This is a genomic window from Streptomyces sp. NPDC049837, assembly GCF_040674455.1.
Classification (GTDB): Bacteria; Actinomycetota; Actinomycetes; order Streptomycetales; family Streptomycetaceae; genus Streptomyces.
The window spans coordinates 55,883-69,920 of record NZ_JBFAMP010000004.1; the positions used below are offsets into that span (position 1 = coordinate 55,883).

The window sequence follows — 14,038 nt, forward strand, 5'->3', positions numbered from 1 at the left end:
GGCGACCACGATGACGGCGCGGATGGGCGCGCTGGGGCGGGCCGAGCTGACCCTCCTCGTACGGAACCGGTACGCGCTGTTCACCGCGCTGCTGATGCCCGTGCTGATGGTGGGGGTGCTGCGGTCCTCGCTCGACCGGGTCGACCTCGACCGGGTCGGGATGACCGCGCTTGAGGCGGCGCTGAGCGGCGGCGTGGTGATGATGCTGATCCTCGTCGTCTACCTCAACCTCGTCTCGGCGTACGTGGCGCGGCGCGAGGAGCTGGTGCTCAAGCGGCTGCGCGCGGGCGAGGCGTCCGACCGGGAGATCCTCGCCGGGACCGCGCTGCCCGCCGTGGTGCTCGCGGTGGCGCAGACCGTGCTGATGGTGGTGACGGGCGTGGCGGCCTTCGACGTGGGCGCGCCGCAGCGGCCCGAACTCTTCGCCGGCGGCGTGCTGTTCGGTGTGGTGATGCTGATCGCGCTCGCCGGGGCGACGGCGGCGGTCACCCGGACCGTGGAGAGCGCCCAGATCACCACCATGCCGCTGTTCCTGATCTCGGCGTTCGGATCCGGGCTGTTCGTCCCGCTGGAGATACTCCCGGAGAGGGTCGCCTCGGTGTGCGAACTGCTGCCGCTGTCGGGCGTGATGACGCTCGTACGGGCCGGCTGGCTGGGTGGCGGGGGCGATGCGAAGGAGCTGGTGGGCGCGGCGCTGACGGCGCTGGCCTGGACGGTGATCTCGGTGTTTGCTGTGCAACGGTGGTTCCGCTGGGAGCCACGGCGCTGAGGGGGAGCGGGACGTGGGACTGACTGGTTGGTGGAGCCGGCGGAGCAACCCGGAGAAGGTCGAGCTCTACACCCGTTGGTCGTTCCATCTGTTCGTGCTGATCGAGATCGGCGCGATCGGGCTGCGGGCGTTCACCGGGGCGCCGCAGCCGCTGGGCGGCTGGCTCCTGTTGCTGACGTGCGGCCACGCCGTGCTGGGCGGGGTGCTGTCGTCGCGGGCGCTGGACTGGACCGTGGGCCGGCGGGAGCGCCCGTACCGGCTCATCGCGGCGCACGGCGCGCTGTCGGTGGTGGTGGCGGCCGGGGCGCTGGCGCTGTGGAGGTTCGGCGCGCTGGACAAGGACATGGGGACCGCCGGCACCGTGGTGATCGGGGCGCTCAGCTTCTGTGTCGCCTCGGTGGTGCTGTGCATGGCCAAGGTGCGGCACATGCTGTACCTGGTGCTGGCCACGGGGGCGGGCGTCGCGTTGTTCAGCCTGGCGCTCGGGCTGTCCAGAGGGGAGGCGGCCGGGTTCGCGGTGGGGTTCCTGATGGGCGGGTTGATGCTGGCGTTCACCAGCGGGTTCTCGGGCTGGCTGCTGCGGGCGGTGTGGGAGCTGGACGCGGCGCGGGAGCTCCAGACTCGGCTCGCGGTCGCGGAGGAGCGGCTGCGGTTCGCGCGGGACCTGCACGACGTGATGGGCCGCAACTTGTCCGTGATCGCCCTGAAGAGCGAGCTCGCCGTGCAGCTCGCCCGGCGGGGCAAGGCGGAGGTGGCCGTGGAGCAGATGGCCGAGGTGCAGCGGATCGCCCAGGAGTCCCAGCGGGAGGTGCGGGACGTGGTGCGCGGCTACCGGGAGGCCGATCTGCACACGGAGCTGGAGGGCGCGCGGAGCGTGCTGGCGGCGGCCGGGATCGCGTGCACGGTGGACGCGGCGGAGGCCTCTGCGGAGGCGGAGCTGCCGGCGCGGGTCCAGTCGGCGCTCGCCTGGGTGGTGCGGGAGGGGACGACGAACGTGCTGCGGCACGGGGACGCCCGGCGGTGCACGGTGTCGGTGTCGGTGCGGGGGCCGGGTCCGGGAGTGGTGCCGGGGTCGGGGCCGGGGTCGGGAGCGGTTGGTGCGGAGGAGAGGTGCGTGGTGCTGGTGGTGGAGAACGACGGGGTGGACGGTGGTTCTTCCGCCGGGGCCGGTTCGGGTCCTGGGACCGGGTCGGGGCTGGCCGGGCTGCGGGAGCGGCTGGCGGCGCTGGACGGGACGCTGGAGGCCGGGCGGGTGAGCGGCGGGCGGTTCCGGGTGACGGCACGGGTGCCGGTCGGGGCCCCGGTCCTGGAGGACGGAGCCTCGGCGGCGGAGGGGGCTTCGGTGCCGGAGGAGGGCGCCTCGGTGCCGGAGGGGGCGCGGTGACCGCCCCCGTACGCGTACTGCTGGCCGATGACGAGCACCTGATACGGGGCGCCCTGGCCGCCCTGCTCGGGCTGGAGGACGATCTCGTCGTCGTCGCCGAGGCGGCGTCCGGGCCCGAGGCGCTCGCCATGGCGCGGGCGCACCGGCCGGACGTCGCGGTGCTGGACCTCCAGATGCCAGGTGCCGACGGTGTGAAGGTCGCCACATCGCTGCGGACCGAGCTGCCCGGCTGCCGGACCATGATCGTGACCGGGCACGGGCGTCCCGGGCACCTGAAACGGGCCCTCGCGGCGGGTGTGCGGGGCTTCGTACCGAAGACCGTCAGCGCCCAGCGGCTCGCCGAGATCATCCGCACCGTCCACGCCGGAAGCCGTTACGTCGACCCGGAGTTGGCCGCCGACGCCATCTCCGCCGGGGACTCCCCGCTGACCGCCCGGGAGGCGGAGGTGCTGGAGCTGGCGGTGGACGGGGCGCCCATCGCGGAGATCGCCGAGCGGGCGTCCCTGTCGCCCGGGACGGTACGGAACTACCTGTCGTCGGCCGCCTCGAAGCTGGGCGCCGAGAACCGTCATGCGGCGGCACGTCTCGCGCGGGAGCGAGGTTGGGTATAGTGGTCTCGCGCTACGGCGCATGCGGACGTAGCTCAGTTGGTAGAGCGCAACCTTGCCAAGGTTGAGGTCGCGAGTTCGAGCCTCGTCGTCCGCTCAGATGGAAGCCCCCCGGCCGGTCGGCCGGGGGGCTTCTTCGTTCACTCCGCTTACCGGCTCACTGCCAGGAGTGGCCGGTCAGCAGCTCGTACGCCTCCAGGTACTTCGCGCGGGTCGCGTCCACGACCTGCTGCGGGAGGGGCGGGGGCGGCTGCTCGCTCTTGCGGTCCCAGCCGGAGGCCGGCGAGGTCAGCCAGTCGCGGACGTACTGCTTGTCGTACGACGGCTGCGCGTGGCCCGGCTCCCAGGCGTCGGCCGGCCAGAAGCGCGAGGAGTCCGGCGTCAGCACCTCGTCGGCGAGGACCAGGCCGTCGCCGTCGTGGCCGAACTCGAACTTGGTGTCCGCGAGGATGATGCCCCGGTCGCGGGCGATGTCCCGGGCGCGGGAGTAGATCGCGAGGGTCGACTGGCGGAGCTGGGCGGCGGTCTCCGGGCCGACCTGGCGGGCGACCTCCTCGTACGACACGTTCTCGTCGTGGTCGCCGACGGCCGCCTTGGTGGCGGGGGTGAAGATCGGCGCGGGCAGCTCGGAGCCGTCGGTGAGGCCTTCGGGGAGGGCGAGGCCGCAGACCGTACGGGACTCGTTGTACTCGGCGAGGCCGGAGCCGGTGAGGTAGCCGCGGGCCACGCACTCGACCGGGACCATGCGAAGCGACCGGCAGATCAGGGTGCGGCCCGCCCAGTCGGCGGGGGCGCCGGCGGGCAGCTCGGTGGAGATGACGTGGTTGGGGATGAGATCGGCGAGCCGGTCGAACCACCAGAGCGAGAGCTGGGTGAGGACGCGCCCCTTGTCCGGGATCTCGGTGGGCAGCACCCAGTCGTAGGCGGAGATGCGGTCACTGGCGACCATGACGAGCTCGCCCGCCTCGTTCTGGTACAGGTCGCGCACCTTGCCGGTGTGCAGATGCACCAGGCCCGGGACCTCGACGGGTTCGGGCTTTTCGACGAATCCGGACACGGTTCCTCCCCGTGGTTCTGTCCAATCGACTCCGATTCTCCCGCATGCGGGAGCCGGGGCTTTGGCCAGGGGTCTCGCGGAGCGTGTGGAACGTGCGGGATCTTCAGGAAGGATCTTCGGGATGAGCCTTTCAGGGGGGTTCTAGTCCCGTTTGCAGATGCGGTCCAGGAGGTTGGCCGTGGCGCGCTGGATACGGAGGTCGACATGACCCGGCCGGTCCAGGGCCGGTGACCAGGCGAACGTGCCCGAGGCGAACACCAGGGCGCCGGACGGGGCCCGGTAGAGGGAGGTCTCCTGGTGGCGCACGTTGTTCTCGCCGTCCCGGTAGGGGGAATGGGCGAGCAGGATGCGGCGCCGGTGCTCGGGGAGGGCGGTGCGCGGGAAGTACCGGTCGGCCTCGCCGGCGACCAGGCCGGGCAGCTCGTCGCCCTCGCCGGCACCCGTGGCGTCCCAGAGCCAGTGCTCGGCGTTGCGGACGACCATCGGGTGCGGTTCGGGGACCCGGCCCGCGTACTGGATGCCGAGGAGCTGCTGCTCGGGCCGGTCGATCTCGCGCCACAGGGTGGGCTTGCCCGGGCCCCGGCGTTTTCGGCAGGTGAGGAGCCGGTCCGGGACGCCGGAGGGCGACGGCGCCAGCTCGACCTGCCAGTACATGGTGTTGGCGGACAGGAACACCAGCGAGGTGCCCTGGTCGCGGGCCTGCTCCACCGTGCGCCGCATGGGCACGGACCAGTACTCGTCGTGGCCGGGGAAGACCAGGCCCCGGTACCGGGTCGGGTCGATGCGGCCGGCGTGCAGGTCGCGGGCGTCGGCGTAGGCGAGGTCGTAGCCGTACCGCTCCGCCCAGCGGATGAAGTCGTAGGCGTGGCCGACGTGGAGCGGCAGGCCCGCGCCCGCGTAGGGGCGGTCGAAGGAGACGGTGGTGGCGGCGTCCTCCTCACCGAGCAGGCGGCCGTCCTCGTCCCAGGCGTGGTAGAGGCTGGCGCCGGTGCGGCCGTCCTCCGGATAGAGGTTGTACGCCTGCCAGGTGATGTCCGGGAGGAGCAGGAGCAGGTCGGCGGGGTGGCTGTCGCGGACGGTGAAGGGGATGTGGGAGCGGTAGCCGTCGAGGGTGGTGAGGACCGCCACGTAGGCGCCGATCGACCAGTAGGACGGCACCTGGAGCCGCCAGGAGAGCCACCAGTGGTGGCAGGAGACCGTCCGGTCGGCGGTGAGCGGCGGCGGCTGGACGATGCCGGAGAGGCGCGGGCTGGTGGTGATCTTGGCGGCGCCGTCGCCCGCGTAGTGCCCGATCCGATAGATGTCGACCGAGAACTGCTGGGGCGGGTCCACGGTGATGTGGAAGTCGATCGCCTCACCGGGAGCGACCGCGCCGGTGGAGGCGAAACCCTTGATCTGCCGGCGTACGTCGTCGGCGGAGCGCGGTCCGCCGTGCCCGCCGCGGGCGAGGGCGGGGTCGGCGTACCAGGGGACGACCTGGCCGGTGTCGCCGAAGTACTGCTCGCTGCCGCGGAGCCAGGGCAGCGGCCCCTGGCCGAACGGGTCCGTGACGGCATGGGCGAGGGCTCCCGATTCCCACCGCCGAATCTGTTCCGCCCCCATGTGCGCCCCTCCCTCGACTCCCCCGCGACTGTCAGTGCCGGTCTCCAGCACATCACATAACGCACTCACTCCGTCACCGTTCGTCGTTAATTGGCGAGAACGGAACGTGGCATTCCGGTTTTGGCGCGCCGGTCGCGCGTCCGCCCCACGTCGGTCAGACGAGGCGTACGGGCTTCTCGGGGCGTACGCCGACGGTCGCCAGCCAGGAGCGGAGGGGCTCCGGATCGGCGTCCTCTATGAGGCTCAGCACCCGGGCGGCGAGGTCCGGGTGACGCTTGCCGCCCACCAGCAGGGTCGGCCCGTCGAGCCAGTCCAGCCCGGGTGCCGCGCCCGCCGTGTCGACGGCCGCGCAGCAGACCATGGCGGTCACGTGGTCGGCCAGCAGCTCCCGCCCACTGCGCGGCGGCTGCAACGGGAACAACGGCAGCGCGTCGCCCCCGGGCCCCCACGCGGCATGGTCCAGGTCGCCGGGGACGGATATGGGGGGTGGTGGGGTGGTGGGGGTGGTGGGGGTTGGGGTGGGTGGCGGTACGGGGGGCTGGAGGGGCGCGGGGGTTGGGGCGGCCGGGGGCGCGGGGGTGGCCGGGGGCGTGGGGGCCTCGGGCGGCGCGGGGGCGGCGGTGGGGGCGTCCGGGGCAGGGGCGCGGGGCGTGTCCGGCTCGGGCGTCGGCTCGGGGGTGGTCACGCCGGGGTCCGGGGCGTCGGCCGTCGCGGGGGCCGTTTCGGGCGCGGGGGCCGCAGCGGGTACGGGAGCCGGGCCGGGCGCCGGGGGGCCGGTGGTGGCCTCGCGGGAGAGTTCGGCGGTGATCGCGGCGGCGAGCGTTTCGCCGGTGTGGGCGGTGGCCAGGTGGTCCATCACCCGGGCCAGCGTCGCCTCCGCGTCCCGGTCGACGCCGAGGCGGTCGAGGACCCGGTGGAGGCGGGCCGCCTCCGTACGCCATTTGCGGTCGACGACCTCGTCCGGGTACTGCTGCCAGTCCACCGGGGCCCAGCCGGGGCCCGCCTCCGCCGGCCCGCCGTGGAAAAGGCGGGCGGCGAGCAGCGAGGTGGCCTCGTCGACGAGCCCGGGCTCCTCCAGCAGGTCGCACGCCGGCCGCTCGCCCAGCCGGGAGGCGAACCCTTCCGCCAGCCGGTCCCGGCGCGACAGTTCGGTCAGCGCCGAGACGACGCCCGCGTCCAGCCGGGAGGGCCAGCGGCCCATGCGCCAGGCGGGCAGGGCGACCCGGGTCAGCAGCCGGTCCCAGCCCGCGTACGCCAGCCCGACCTGCTCCTGGGCGACGATCCGCAGACCGTAATCCACAGCCTGTGCACGCTCCGACGCGGCCGCCGCCACGGCCCGCTCCATCTCGGCCGCGTGCACCCGGCAGTTGCGCAGCAGCACCCGCACCACGGCGCCGACGAGACGCGCCCCCAGGCGCCGTACCGGATCGAGCCCCGGCCGGTCCGCCGCCGCGACCGCCGCGTCCAGGCCCCGGACGAAACGGCGGGCCGCCGCTATGTCGGGGTGCGCGGACGGTCCCGTACCGGCGACGACCGGCGCCAGCACCGCCCGCAGCTCGGCGACCCGCATCCACCAGAGGAACGGTGACCCTATGACCAGGACGGGCGGGGTGTCGGAGCGGTGCACGCCGGGCACGCCCGGTATGCCGTGCGCCGGGTGCGTACGGTCCTCGAGCCAACTGTCGCAGTCCGGGGTCAGCGCTATCCCGGACGGCACCGGCACATCGAGCCGCCCCGCCAGGTCCTGCACCATCCGGTACAGGTCGGGGGCCGACTCCCGGGGGATCTCGACCGTCGGGGTGAGCGCCGGGCGGGCCCGCGCGATCACGGTCGCGACCACGGCGGCCGCCAGCAGCACGACGACCGCGAACACCGACACCACCCAGCGCGCGGCGTCCCAGCCTGCGCCGGACAGATGGCCCGTGGCGCCACCGGCCAGCAGTACGACGGCGAGCGCGGCGGGCAGCAGCGCCACGGCCAGCGCCCTGCCGCGCACCCGCAGCACGGCCAGGGCCCGGGCATGCGCGGCCCGTGCGCCCAGCTCCTCACCCATTCCGAAACGAGTACCGGAATCGGACACGGCCGTACGTCACCCCCTTCTGCCCTGCGGCGGACTGCCTCGCAGCGGTGTTGGTCACTCCCCCACTGTGGCACCCACCACTGACATCGCAATGCCGGTGGGCCAAGTGCCGGAACGCTTGCGCGGCACCCTAGTTGGGGCATCGGCAGGCGTCATCCGGATGGGTCAGCCGTCACTCGATGGAATGGCTTTGGGCAAAGGTGAAGACGGTCCGGCGAACCGCGCGGTTCACTCGCGCGATCGCCCGGGGTTTCACGCCCCGGCGGCCTTGCGCGCGATGTCCGTACGGTGCTGCGAGCCGTCAAGCCGGATACGTCCGACCGCCGCGTACGCCCGCTCCCGGGCCTCGGCGAGGTCCTTGCCGGTCGCGGTGACGGACAGGACGCGGCCGCCCGCGCTGACGACGGCGTCGCCCTCCCGCCTGGTCCCGGCGTGCAGGACGTACGCGTGGGGCGCGTCCTTCGCCGCGACCTCGTCCAGGCCCTCGATCGGGTCACCGGTGCGCGGCGTGCCGGGGTAGTTGTGCGAGGCGACCACCACGGTGACGGCGGCGTCCTCACGCCAGTTCAGCGGCGGCTCGCTGTCGAGAGTGCCATTGGCGGCGTGCAGCAGGACCCGCGCGAGCGGCGTCCTCAGGCGGGCCAGGACCACCTGGGTCTCGGGGTCGCCGAAGCGGGCGTTGAACTCGATGACCCGAACGCCCCGCGAGGTGATCGCGAGGCCCGCGTACAGCAGTCCCTGGAAGGGAGTGCCGCGGCGGCGCAGCTCGTCGACGGTCGGCTGGAGGACGGTCGCCATGACCTCGTCGACCAGCTTGGGGTCGGCCCAGGGGAGCGGCGAGTACGCACCCATGCCTCCGGTGTTGGGGCCCTCGTCGCCGTCGAGTGCGCGCTTGAAGTCCTGGGCGGGGGTGAGCGGCAGCACGGTCGTGCCGTCGGTGATCGCGAAGAGGGAGACCTCGGGGCCGTCCAGGTACTCCTCGATGACCACGCGCTCGCAGGAGCGGGCGTGGGCGCGAGCCTGCTCGATGTCACTGGTGACGACGACGCCCTTGCCGGCCGCGAGGCCGTCGTCCTTGACGACGTACGGGGCGCCGAAGGCGTCGAGCGCCTCGTCGATCTCGTCGTGGGTGGTGCAGACGTACGAGCGGGCCGTGGGGACGCCGGCGGCGGCCATCACGTCCTTGGCGAACGCCTTGGAGCCCTCCAACCGCGCGGCCTCCTTGGAGGGGCCGAAGCAGGGGATGCCGGCCGCCCGTACGGCGTCGGCGACCCCGGCGACGAGCGGTGCCTCCGGGCCGACGACGACCAGGTCGGCCTCCAGGCCGGTGGCCAGGCGGGCGACCGCGTCGCCGTCGAGGGCGTCGACCTGGTGGAGCTCGGCGACCTCCGCGATTCCGGCGTTGCCGGGCGCGCAGTGCAGAGCGGTGACGTCGGGATCGAGGGAGAGAGAGCGGCACAGGGCGTGTTCGCGGGCGCCGCCGCCGATGACGAGGACCTTCACGCCAGCCAGGGTAGCCCGCGGAGCGGGGCGATCTTTGTGCGGGCCACCGAGGACGCCTCCGCTACTCGTTCGTATATTCCTCCACCACCGTCGCCCCGAGCTCGCGCACGATCAGCTCGTGGCCGGAGAGCGCCGAGTCGACGAGGTCCGGGTCGTCGTCCTCCGGCATGTCGTCCTCGGGCCTGACCGGCTGCCGGGCGGCGGGCGCCCTCGGGGGCTCCGTCCCGGACGGCCCGGAAGCCGGTGCCGGGGCCGGCGAGGGCGCCGGCCGGGGGGCCGGGGCCTGCGGCGTCTGCTGTGACGTCTGCTGTACGGGGCGGGGGGCGGCCTGCGGGCCGGGCGCGGGCGACTGGGGCGGGCGCCCGCCGCCGTAGCCACCGCCGCCGCCTCCGCCGCTGCCGCCCGTGAAGCCGCCGCCTCCGCCGCCGGACTGGGGCGGGGGCGCGGAGCCGCCCGACGGATCGACGATCGCCTCGATCTTCCACTGGACGTTGAACTGCTCGGCGAGGGCCTGCTTCAGGACGTCCTCGCTGCCGCTGCTCGCGAAGTTGTCCCGGGCGCCGGCGTTGAGGAAGCCCAACTGGAGGGTGGTGCCGTCGAAGCCGGCGACCTGGGCGTTCTGGCTGAGCAGGATCCAGGTGAAGCGGCGGCGGTTCTTGACCGCTTCCAGGATGTCGGGCCACATGTTCCGCACCTGGGCGGCGCCCTGGGCCATACCGGGAGCGGGGGCGGGGGCGGGGGCGCTTGTGGGCGCGGGCGCCGACGGCTCCGGCTGGTGCGCCGGGGCGGCGGGCCGCGCGGACGCGGAGGAGGGCCAGGCACCCGGCCGGCCGGCCGACTCCTGGGACCCGGGCGCGGCGGCGGAGGGCCACGCCCCGGGCCGGGATGCGGCGGGCTGTGTGGCCGGCGGTGTGGCCGGTGGCGCGGGAGCCGGCTCCGGGGGCGGCGCGGGCGCTGCGGGGGGCGCGACCTGGGCGGGCGCCGGGGCGGCGGGTCCGGGCTGCGGCGCCGGGGCGTCGTCCCCCGGCCCCCGCACCGCCGCGCGGGCGGCGGCGGGTCCACCGCCCGGCACGACCGGCGGCACCTGGGCGTGGGCCTCGGGCCCGGGTACGTACCCCATGGCGGGGCCCGGCCCCGTCGCCTGGAACGCGGCGCCCTGGACCACCGAGCCCCGCTCCAGCCGGTCCAGCCTGGCCAGCAGCGACCGCTCGTCGGTGAACGCGGCGGGCAGCAGCACGCGCGCGCAGATCAGCTCGAGCTGGAGGCGCGGCGAGGTCGCCCCGCGCATCTCGGTGAGCCCGGTGTTCACGATGTCGGCGGCCCGGCTGAGCTCGGCGGCCCCGAACACGGACGCCTGGGCCGCCATCCGCTCGACCACGTCGGCGGGCGCGTCGATGAGCCCCTTCTCGGCGGCGTCCGGCACGGCGGCCAGGATCACCAGGTCGCGCAGCCGCTCCAGCAGGTCGGCCACGAACCGCCGGGGGTCGTTGCCGCCCTCGATGACCCGGTCGACGACCTCGAACGCGGCGGCCCCGTCCCCGGCGGCGAAGGCGTCCACCACCGAATCGAGCAGCGAGCCGTCCGTATAGCCGAGGAGCGCCGTGGCCATGGCGTATGTCACACCGTCCTCGGCGGCGCCGGCCAGCAGTTGGTCCATCACGGACATCGAGTCACGCACCGACCCGGCGCCGGCCCGCACGACGAGCGGCAGCACGCCTTCCTCGACGGGGATCTGCTCCTTGCCGCACACCTCGGCCAGGTAGTCCCGCAGCGTCCCGGGCGGCACGAGCCGGAACGGATAGTGGTGCGTACGCGACCGGATGGTGCCGATGACCTTCTCGGGCTCGGTCGTCGCGAAGATGAACTTGAGGTGCTCCGGCGGCTCCTCGACCACCTTCAGCAGGGCGTTGAAGCCCGCCGAGGTGACCATGTGGGCCTCGTCGATGATGTAGATCTTGTACCGGCTGCTCGCCGGCCCGAAGAACGCCTTTTCGCGCAGCTCACGGGCGTCGTCCACGCCACCGTGCGATGCGGCGTCGATCTCGATGACGTCGATCGACCCCGGCCCGTTCCGCGCCAGGTCCTGGCACGACTGGCACTCCCCGCACGGTGTGGGCGTGGGACCCTGCTCACAGTTCAGGCACCGCGCCAGGATCCGGGCACTGGTCGTCTTCCCGCACCCGCGCGGCCCACTGAACAGGTACGCGTGATTGACCCGGTTGTTCCGCAGGGCCTGCTGCAACGGGTCGGTGACATGCTCCTGCCCGATGACCTCGGCGAAGGACTCGGGACGATAGCGGCGGTACAGCGCAAGGGACGACACCCTTACGACGATATCGGGCCCCACCGACAATCGACCCGGCCCACCGGCCCTCCCCCGCCAACGCAAGCGCCCCCCACGCACCCGCCAGAGCCGACCTACCCTTGCTGCCTTCCGGCCCTGGGGGAGTTCAGTCAGATAGCGCCACGTGAGGGGCTGCGCCCAGCCTACCCGATCCCACGGGCCCCCCGGGCCACCCCCCGGCCCCCGCCGGCACCCACAGCCGCCCTGGGAGGTCCCCGGCGGGAACGGGTTCGCGAGCACTCCTCAACGTCTTGTATTGTTTGCGGCGGAGGATTCGCCTAGAGGCCTAGGGCGCACGCTTGGAAAGCGTGTTGGGGGCAACCCCTCACGAGTTCGAATCTCGTATCCTCCGCCAGCCCAGAGGGCCGGACCGCACAAGCGGTCCGGCCCTCTGGCTTTGTACGCGGTTTCGCGGGTCAGGCGGACTGGAAGGTCCGGACGAGGACCGGCAGGCCGGCGGCGGCTGCCGGGAGCATCCGGCCGGGGCGGGGGCTCATGACTCGTCCGGTTGGCAGCGGGGGCACCACACCGTGGAGCGGCTTGCCATGCGGGAGCGGCGCAGGGGGCCGTGGCAGCGGGGGCAGGTCGGGGTGGGGTCGTCGCGGTGGCCGGTGAGCCAGGAGTCGCGTGGGGGGACGCGGCCGGCGGTGACCGCGGAGCGCAGGGTGCGCCGCATGTGGGTGTACAGGCGGCGGCGTTCGGCCTCGGTGAGGTCGTTCGCCCGGCAGGTGGGGCGCAGTCCGGCGCGCCACAGGATCTCGTCGGCGAGCAGATTGCCCAGTCCGGCCAGGACGGACTGGTCGGTGAGGACCGTCTTGACGCGGCCGTGGCGGGCCGAGAGCGCGGCCTCGAACTCCGCACGGCCCACCGCCATGGCGTCGGGTCCCTGGCGGTCCAGCAGCCGTTCGACGGCGGAGTCGTCGGCGGCCAGCCAGAGACCCTGGAGCTTGCGCTGGTCGCGGTAGCGGAGCTGCCGGCCGGCGCCGACGGTGAACAGGACGCGGTCGTGGGGCTCCGCCGCGTCGTCGGGGTGGCCGCAGACCAGAAGCCCGGTCATGCCGAAGTGCAGCATGAGGGTGGGGCCGCCGTCGGTGCGGGCGAGCAGCCACTTGCCGTGCCGCTCCGCCTCCGTGAACCGCCGGCCCTCCAGAGCGTCGCGCAGCCGCCGCGTGCTCACCCCGTGCAGTACGCCCGCGTCGCGCACGTCTACGCGCTCGATGACCCTGCCCTTCGCGCAGGATTCCAGCACCTTCCGGAAGCCCTCGACGTCCGGCAGCTCAGGCATGGCGTACGTCCTTCGATCCGGCGGACAGGTCCAGGATGTCGCGCCGGATTCCCATGAGGGAAGAGGGGCCGGACCCGGGGTCGGGCCGGCCCCTCGGGGTTCGTCAGCGCTCCGTGGTGGCCTTCCGGCGGCGGGCGGCGAACAGCGTGCCCGCGCCCAGTGCCACGGCCGCGCCCGCCGCCAGGGCGAGGGGCGTGGCGGAGGAGGCACCGGTGGCGGCGAGGGTGCCGGGGGAGGGGGTCGTGGTGACGGGGAGGGGCGACGTCGTGCCCTGGGGCTGCGGGTCGGGTGTGGCGGTGGGGGTGGTGGTCGGGGCCGGGGTGGTGGACGCGGCGACGACGTCGAAGGCGTACTCGTAGAACTCGGGAGTCCCACCGCAAGACTTGTCGTCGTTGGCGTAGTCGGCGGCGAGGGAGGCGACCCCGGGGCCGGCCGGCGTCTTGGCGTCGGTCTTCACGCGCAGCTTTACGTCGGCGTGGGCGCCGGGCGCGAGTTTGTCGACGGCGCCCGCGTAGTGGTCGGCGTCCACGTCCTGCCAGGCCGGGGAGGCGGCCGTGGACCACTGGACGTCCAGCAGGTCGCCGCCCGCCTCGACCTCCACGTACGGCCAGACCTCGTCGAGGGTCCGGTCGGTGCCGTTGGTGACGCGGACCGTGAAGTCGACCGTCGTACCGGCGGTGACCTTCGCGGGCAGGCCGGTCGCGGTGACGGTGAGCCGGTCCTCGGCGACGCACGCGCCCGCCTCGGCCTCCTCGCGCGCCTCGGCAAGCGCCTTGTCGGCGGCCTCCTTGGCGGCGAGGGCCTTCGCCTTTTCCTGGCGCGCCAGGTGAATGCGCCGGGACGCGGCGACCAGCGCGTCGTCCCGCGCCGTGTCGGCCGCCTCCGCCTTGGCGTCGGCGGCGTCCTTGGCCCGGGCGGCGGCCTCGGCGGCGGCCTGCGCGTCGGCGACGTCCTTCTCCGCCTGCGCCCTCTCCGCCTCCGTGGCGGTCTCGGGCAGCTCCTTCAGGGCGGCCTGGGCCTCGGCGAGCGCCTTGTCGGCGGCCTCCTTGGCCGTGGCCGCGGCCTTCGCCTCCTTGGCCGCCGTGACGGCCGCCACGGCGAGGGGTGCCTCGTCGGACTGTTCGTCGATGAGCGCCTGGAGGGCGGCGACCTCCTCGGCGACGGCGGCGTCGTACGCCTTCTGCGCCTCGGCCGCCGCCTTCTCCAGCTCCTTGAGGGAGGGCTTGGCGGCGTTGCCCGCGAAGGACCTGCCGACGGGCGGCGGCACCTCGGCGTACGCGGGCGTGACGGAGAGCAGCACGGCGGGCGTGGTGACGGCGGCGACGACAGCCGTCGCGAGCATACGGCGAATCTTCACAGGAGCCCTTTTGGTCGGAAAGGTCTGGAGACTTGGTCTGGAGGCTCGG

General features: G+C 74.0%; 10 protein-coding genes, 2 tRNA genes and 1 other RNA gene. 5 read left to right on the forward strand and 8 right to left on the reverse strand.

Annotated elements, in window-relative coordinates:
* Nucleotides 1–10: 10 nt before the first annotated feature.
* From AB0J57_RS11640 to AB0J57_RS11655, 4 genes are all read left to right on the forward strand, one after another.
* Nucleotides 11–769, forward strand: a complete 759-nt coding sequence (locus tag AB0J57_RS11640; RefSeq protein WP_366128494.1) for an ABC transporter permease — start codon at nt 11–13, stop codon at nt 767–769.
* 13 nt (nt 770–782) lie between these two features.
* Entirely contained in the window at nt 783–2,153 is a 1,371-nt protein-coding gene (locus AB0J57_RS11645) for a histidine kinase (protein WP_366127880.1), read from the forward strand.
* Nucleotides 2,150–2,764 (forward strand): response regulator transcription factor, encoded by a 615-nt coding sequence (locus tag AB0J57_RS11650; RefSeq protein WP_366127881.1) that lies wholly within the window; start codon nt 2,150–2,152, stop codon nt 2,762–2,764. The genes AB0J57_RS11645 and AB0J57_RS11650 overlap by 4 nt, the downstream gene beginning before the upstream one ends.
* Before the next feature lie 21 nt (nt 2,765–2,785).
* Nucleotides 2,786–2,858: transfer RNA gene (locus AB0J57_RS11655), tRNA-Gly, on the forward strand.
* A gap of 60 nt (nt 2,859–2,918) precedes the next feature.
* On the opposite strand, the gene AB0J57_RS11660 is transcribed toward AB0J57_RS11655, so the two are convergent.
* The 6 genes from AB0J57_RS11660 to ffs form a co-directional block, all read right to left on the reverse strand.
* Nucleotides 2,919–3,818, reverse strand: coding sequence for a phosphoribosylaminoimidazolesuccinocarboxamide synthase (locus AB0J57_RS11660; RefSeq protein ID WP_366127882.1), 900 nt, complete (start codon nt 3,816–3,818; stop codon nt 2,919–2,921).
* A 141-nt stretch (nt 3,819–3,959) separates the two neighbouring features.
* A complete protein-coding gene (locus AB0J57_RS11665; RefSeq protein WP_366127883.1) occupies nt 3,960–5,420 on the reverse strand; it encodes a N,N-dimethylformamidase beta subunit family domain-containing protein in 1,461 nt (486 codons plus the stop codon).
* A 154-nt stretch (nt 5,421–5,574) separates the two neighbouring features.
* The gene (locus AB0J57_RS11670) at nt 5,575–7,473 is read right to left on the reverse strand and encodes a hypothetical protein (RefSeq protein ID WP_366127884.1); all 1,899 of its coding nucleotides are present in this window, start codon (nt 7,471–7,473) and stop codon (nt 5,575–5,577) included.
* 279 nt (nt 7,474–7,752) lie between these two features.
* The gene (gene purD / locus AB0J57_RS11675; RefSeq protein ID WP_366127885.1) at nt 7,753–9,003 is read right to left on the reverse strand and encodes a phosphoribosylamine--glycine ligase; all 1,251 of its coding nucleotides are present in this window, start codon (nt 9,001–9,003) and stop codon (nt 7,753–7,755) included.
* A 61-nt stretch (nt 9,004–9,064) separates the two neighbouring features.
* Entirely contained in the window at nt 9,065–11,326 is a 2,262-nt protein-coding gene (locus AB0J57_RS11680) for a DNA polymerase III subunit gamma and tau (protein ID WP_366127886.1), read from the reverse strand.
* 59 nt (nt 11,327–11,385) lie between these two features.
* An RNA gene (ffs, locus tag AB0J57_RS11685) (signal recognition particle sRNA small type) lies at nt 11,386–11,484 on the reverse strand.
* 130 nt (nt 11,485–11,614) lie between these two features.
* Between ffs and AB0J57_RS11690 the strand changes: the two genes are divergently transcribed.
* A tRNA-Ser gene (locus AB0J57_RS11690) sits at nt 11,615–11,702 on the forward strand.
* A gap of 138 nt (nt 11,703–11,840) precedes the next feature.
* Here the strand turns inward: AB0J57_RS11690 and AB0J57_RS11695 are convergent.
* Nucleotides 11,841–12,632, reverse strand: a complete 792-nt coding sequence (locus tag AB0J57_RS11695; protein ID WP_366127887.1) for a DNA-formamidopyrimidine glycosylase family protein — start codon at nt 12,630–12,632, stop codon at nt 11,841–11,843.
* A 103-nt stretch (nt 12,633–12,735) separates the two neighbouring features.
* Nucleotides 12,736–13,974: an LPXTG cell wall anchor domain-containing protein gene (locus tag AB0J57_RS11700; RefSeq protein WP_366127888.1), complete on the reverse strand. Its 1,239-nt coding sequence runs from the start codon at nt 13,972–13,974 to the stop codon at nt 12,736–12,738.
* Between the last annotated feature and the right edge of the window lie 64 nt (nt 13,975–14,038).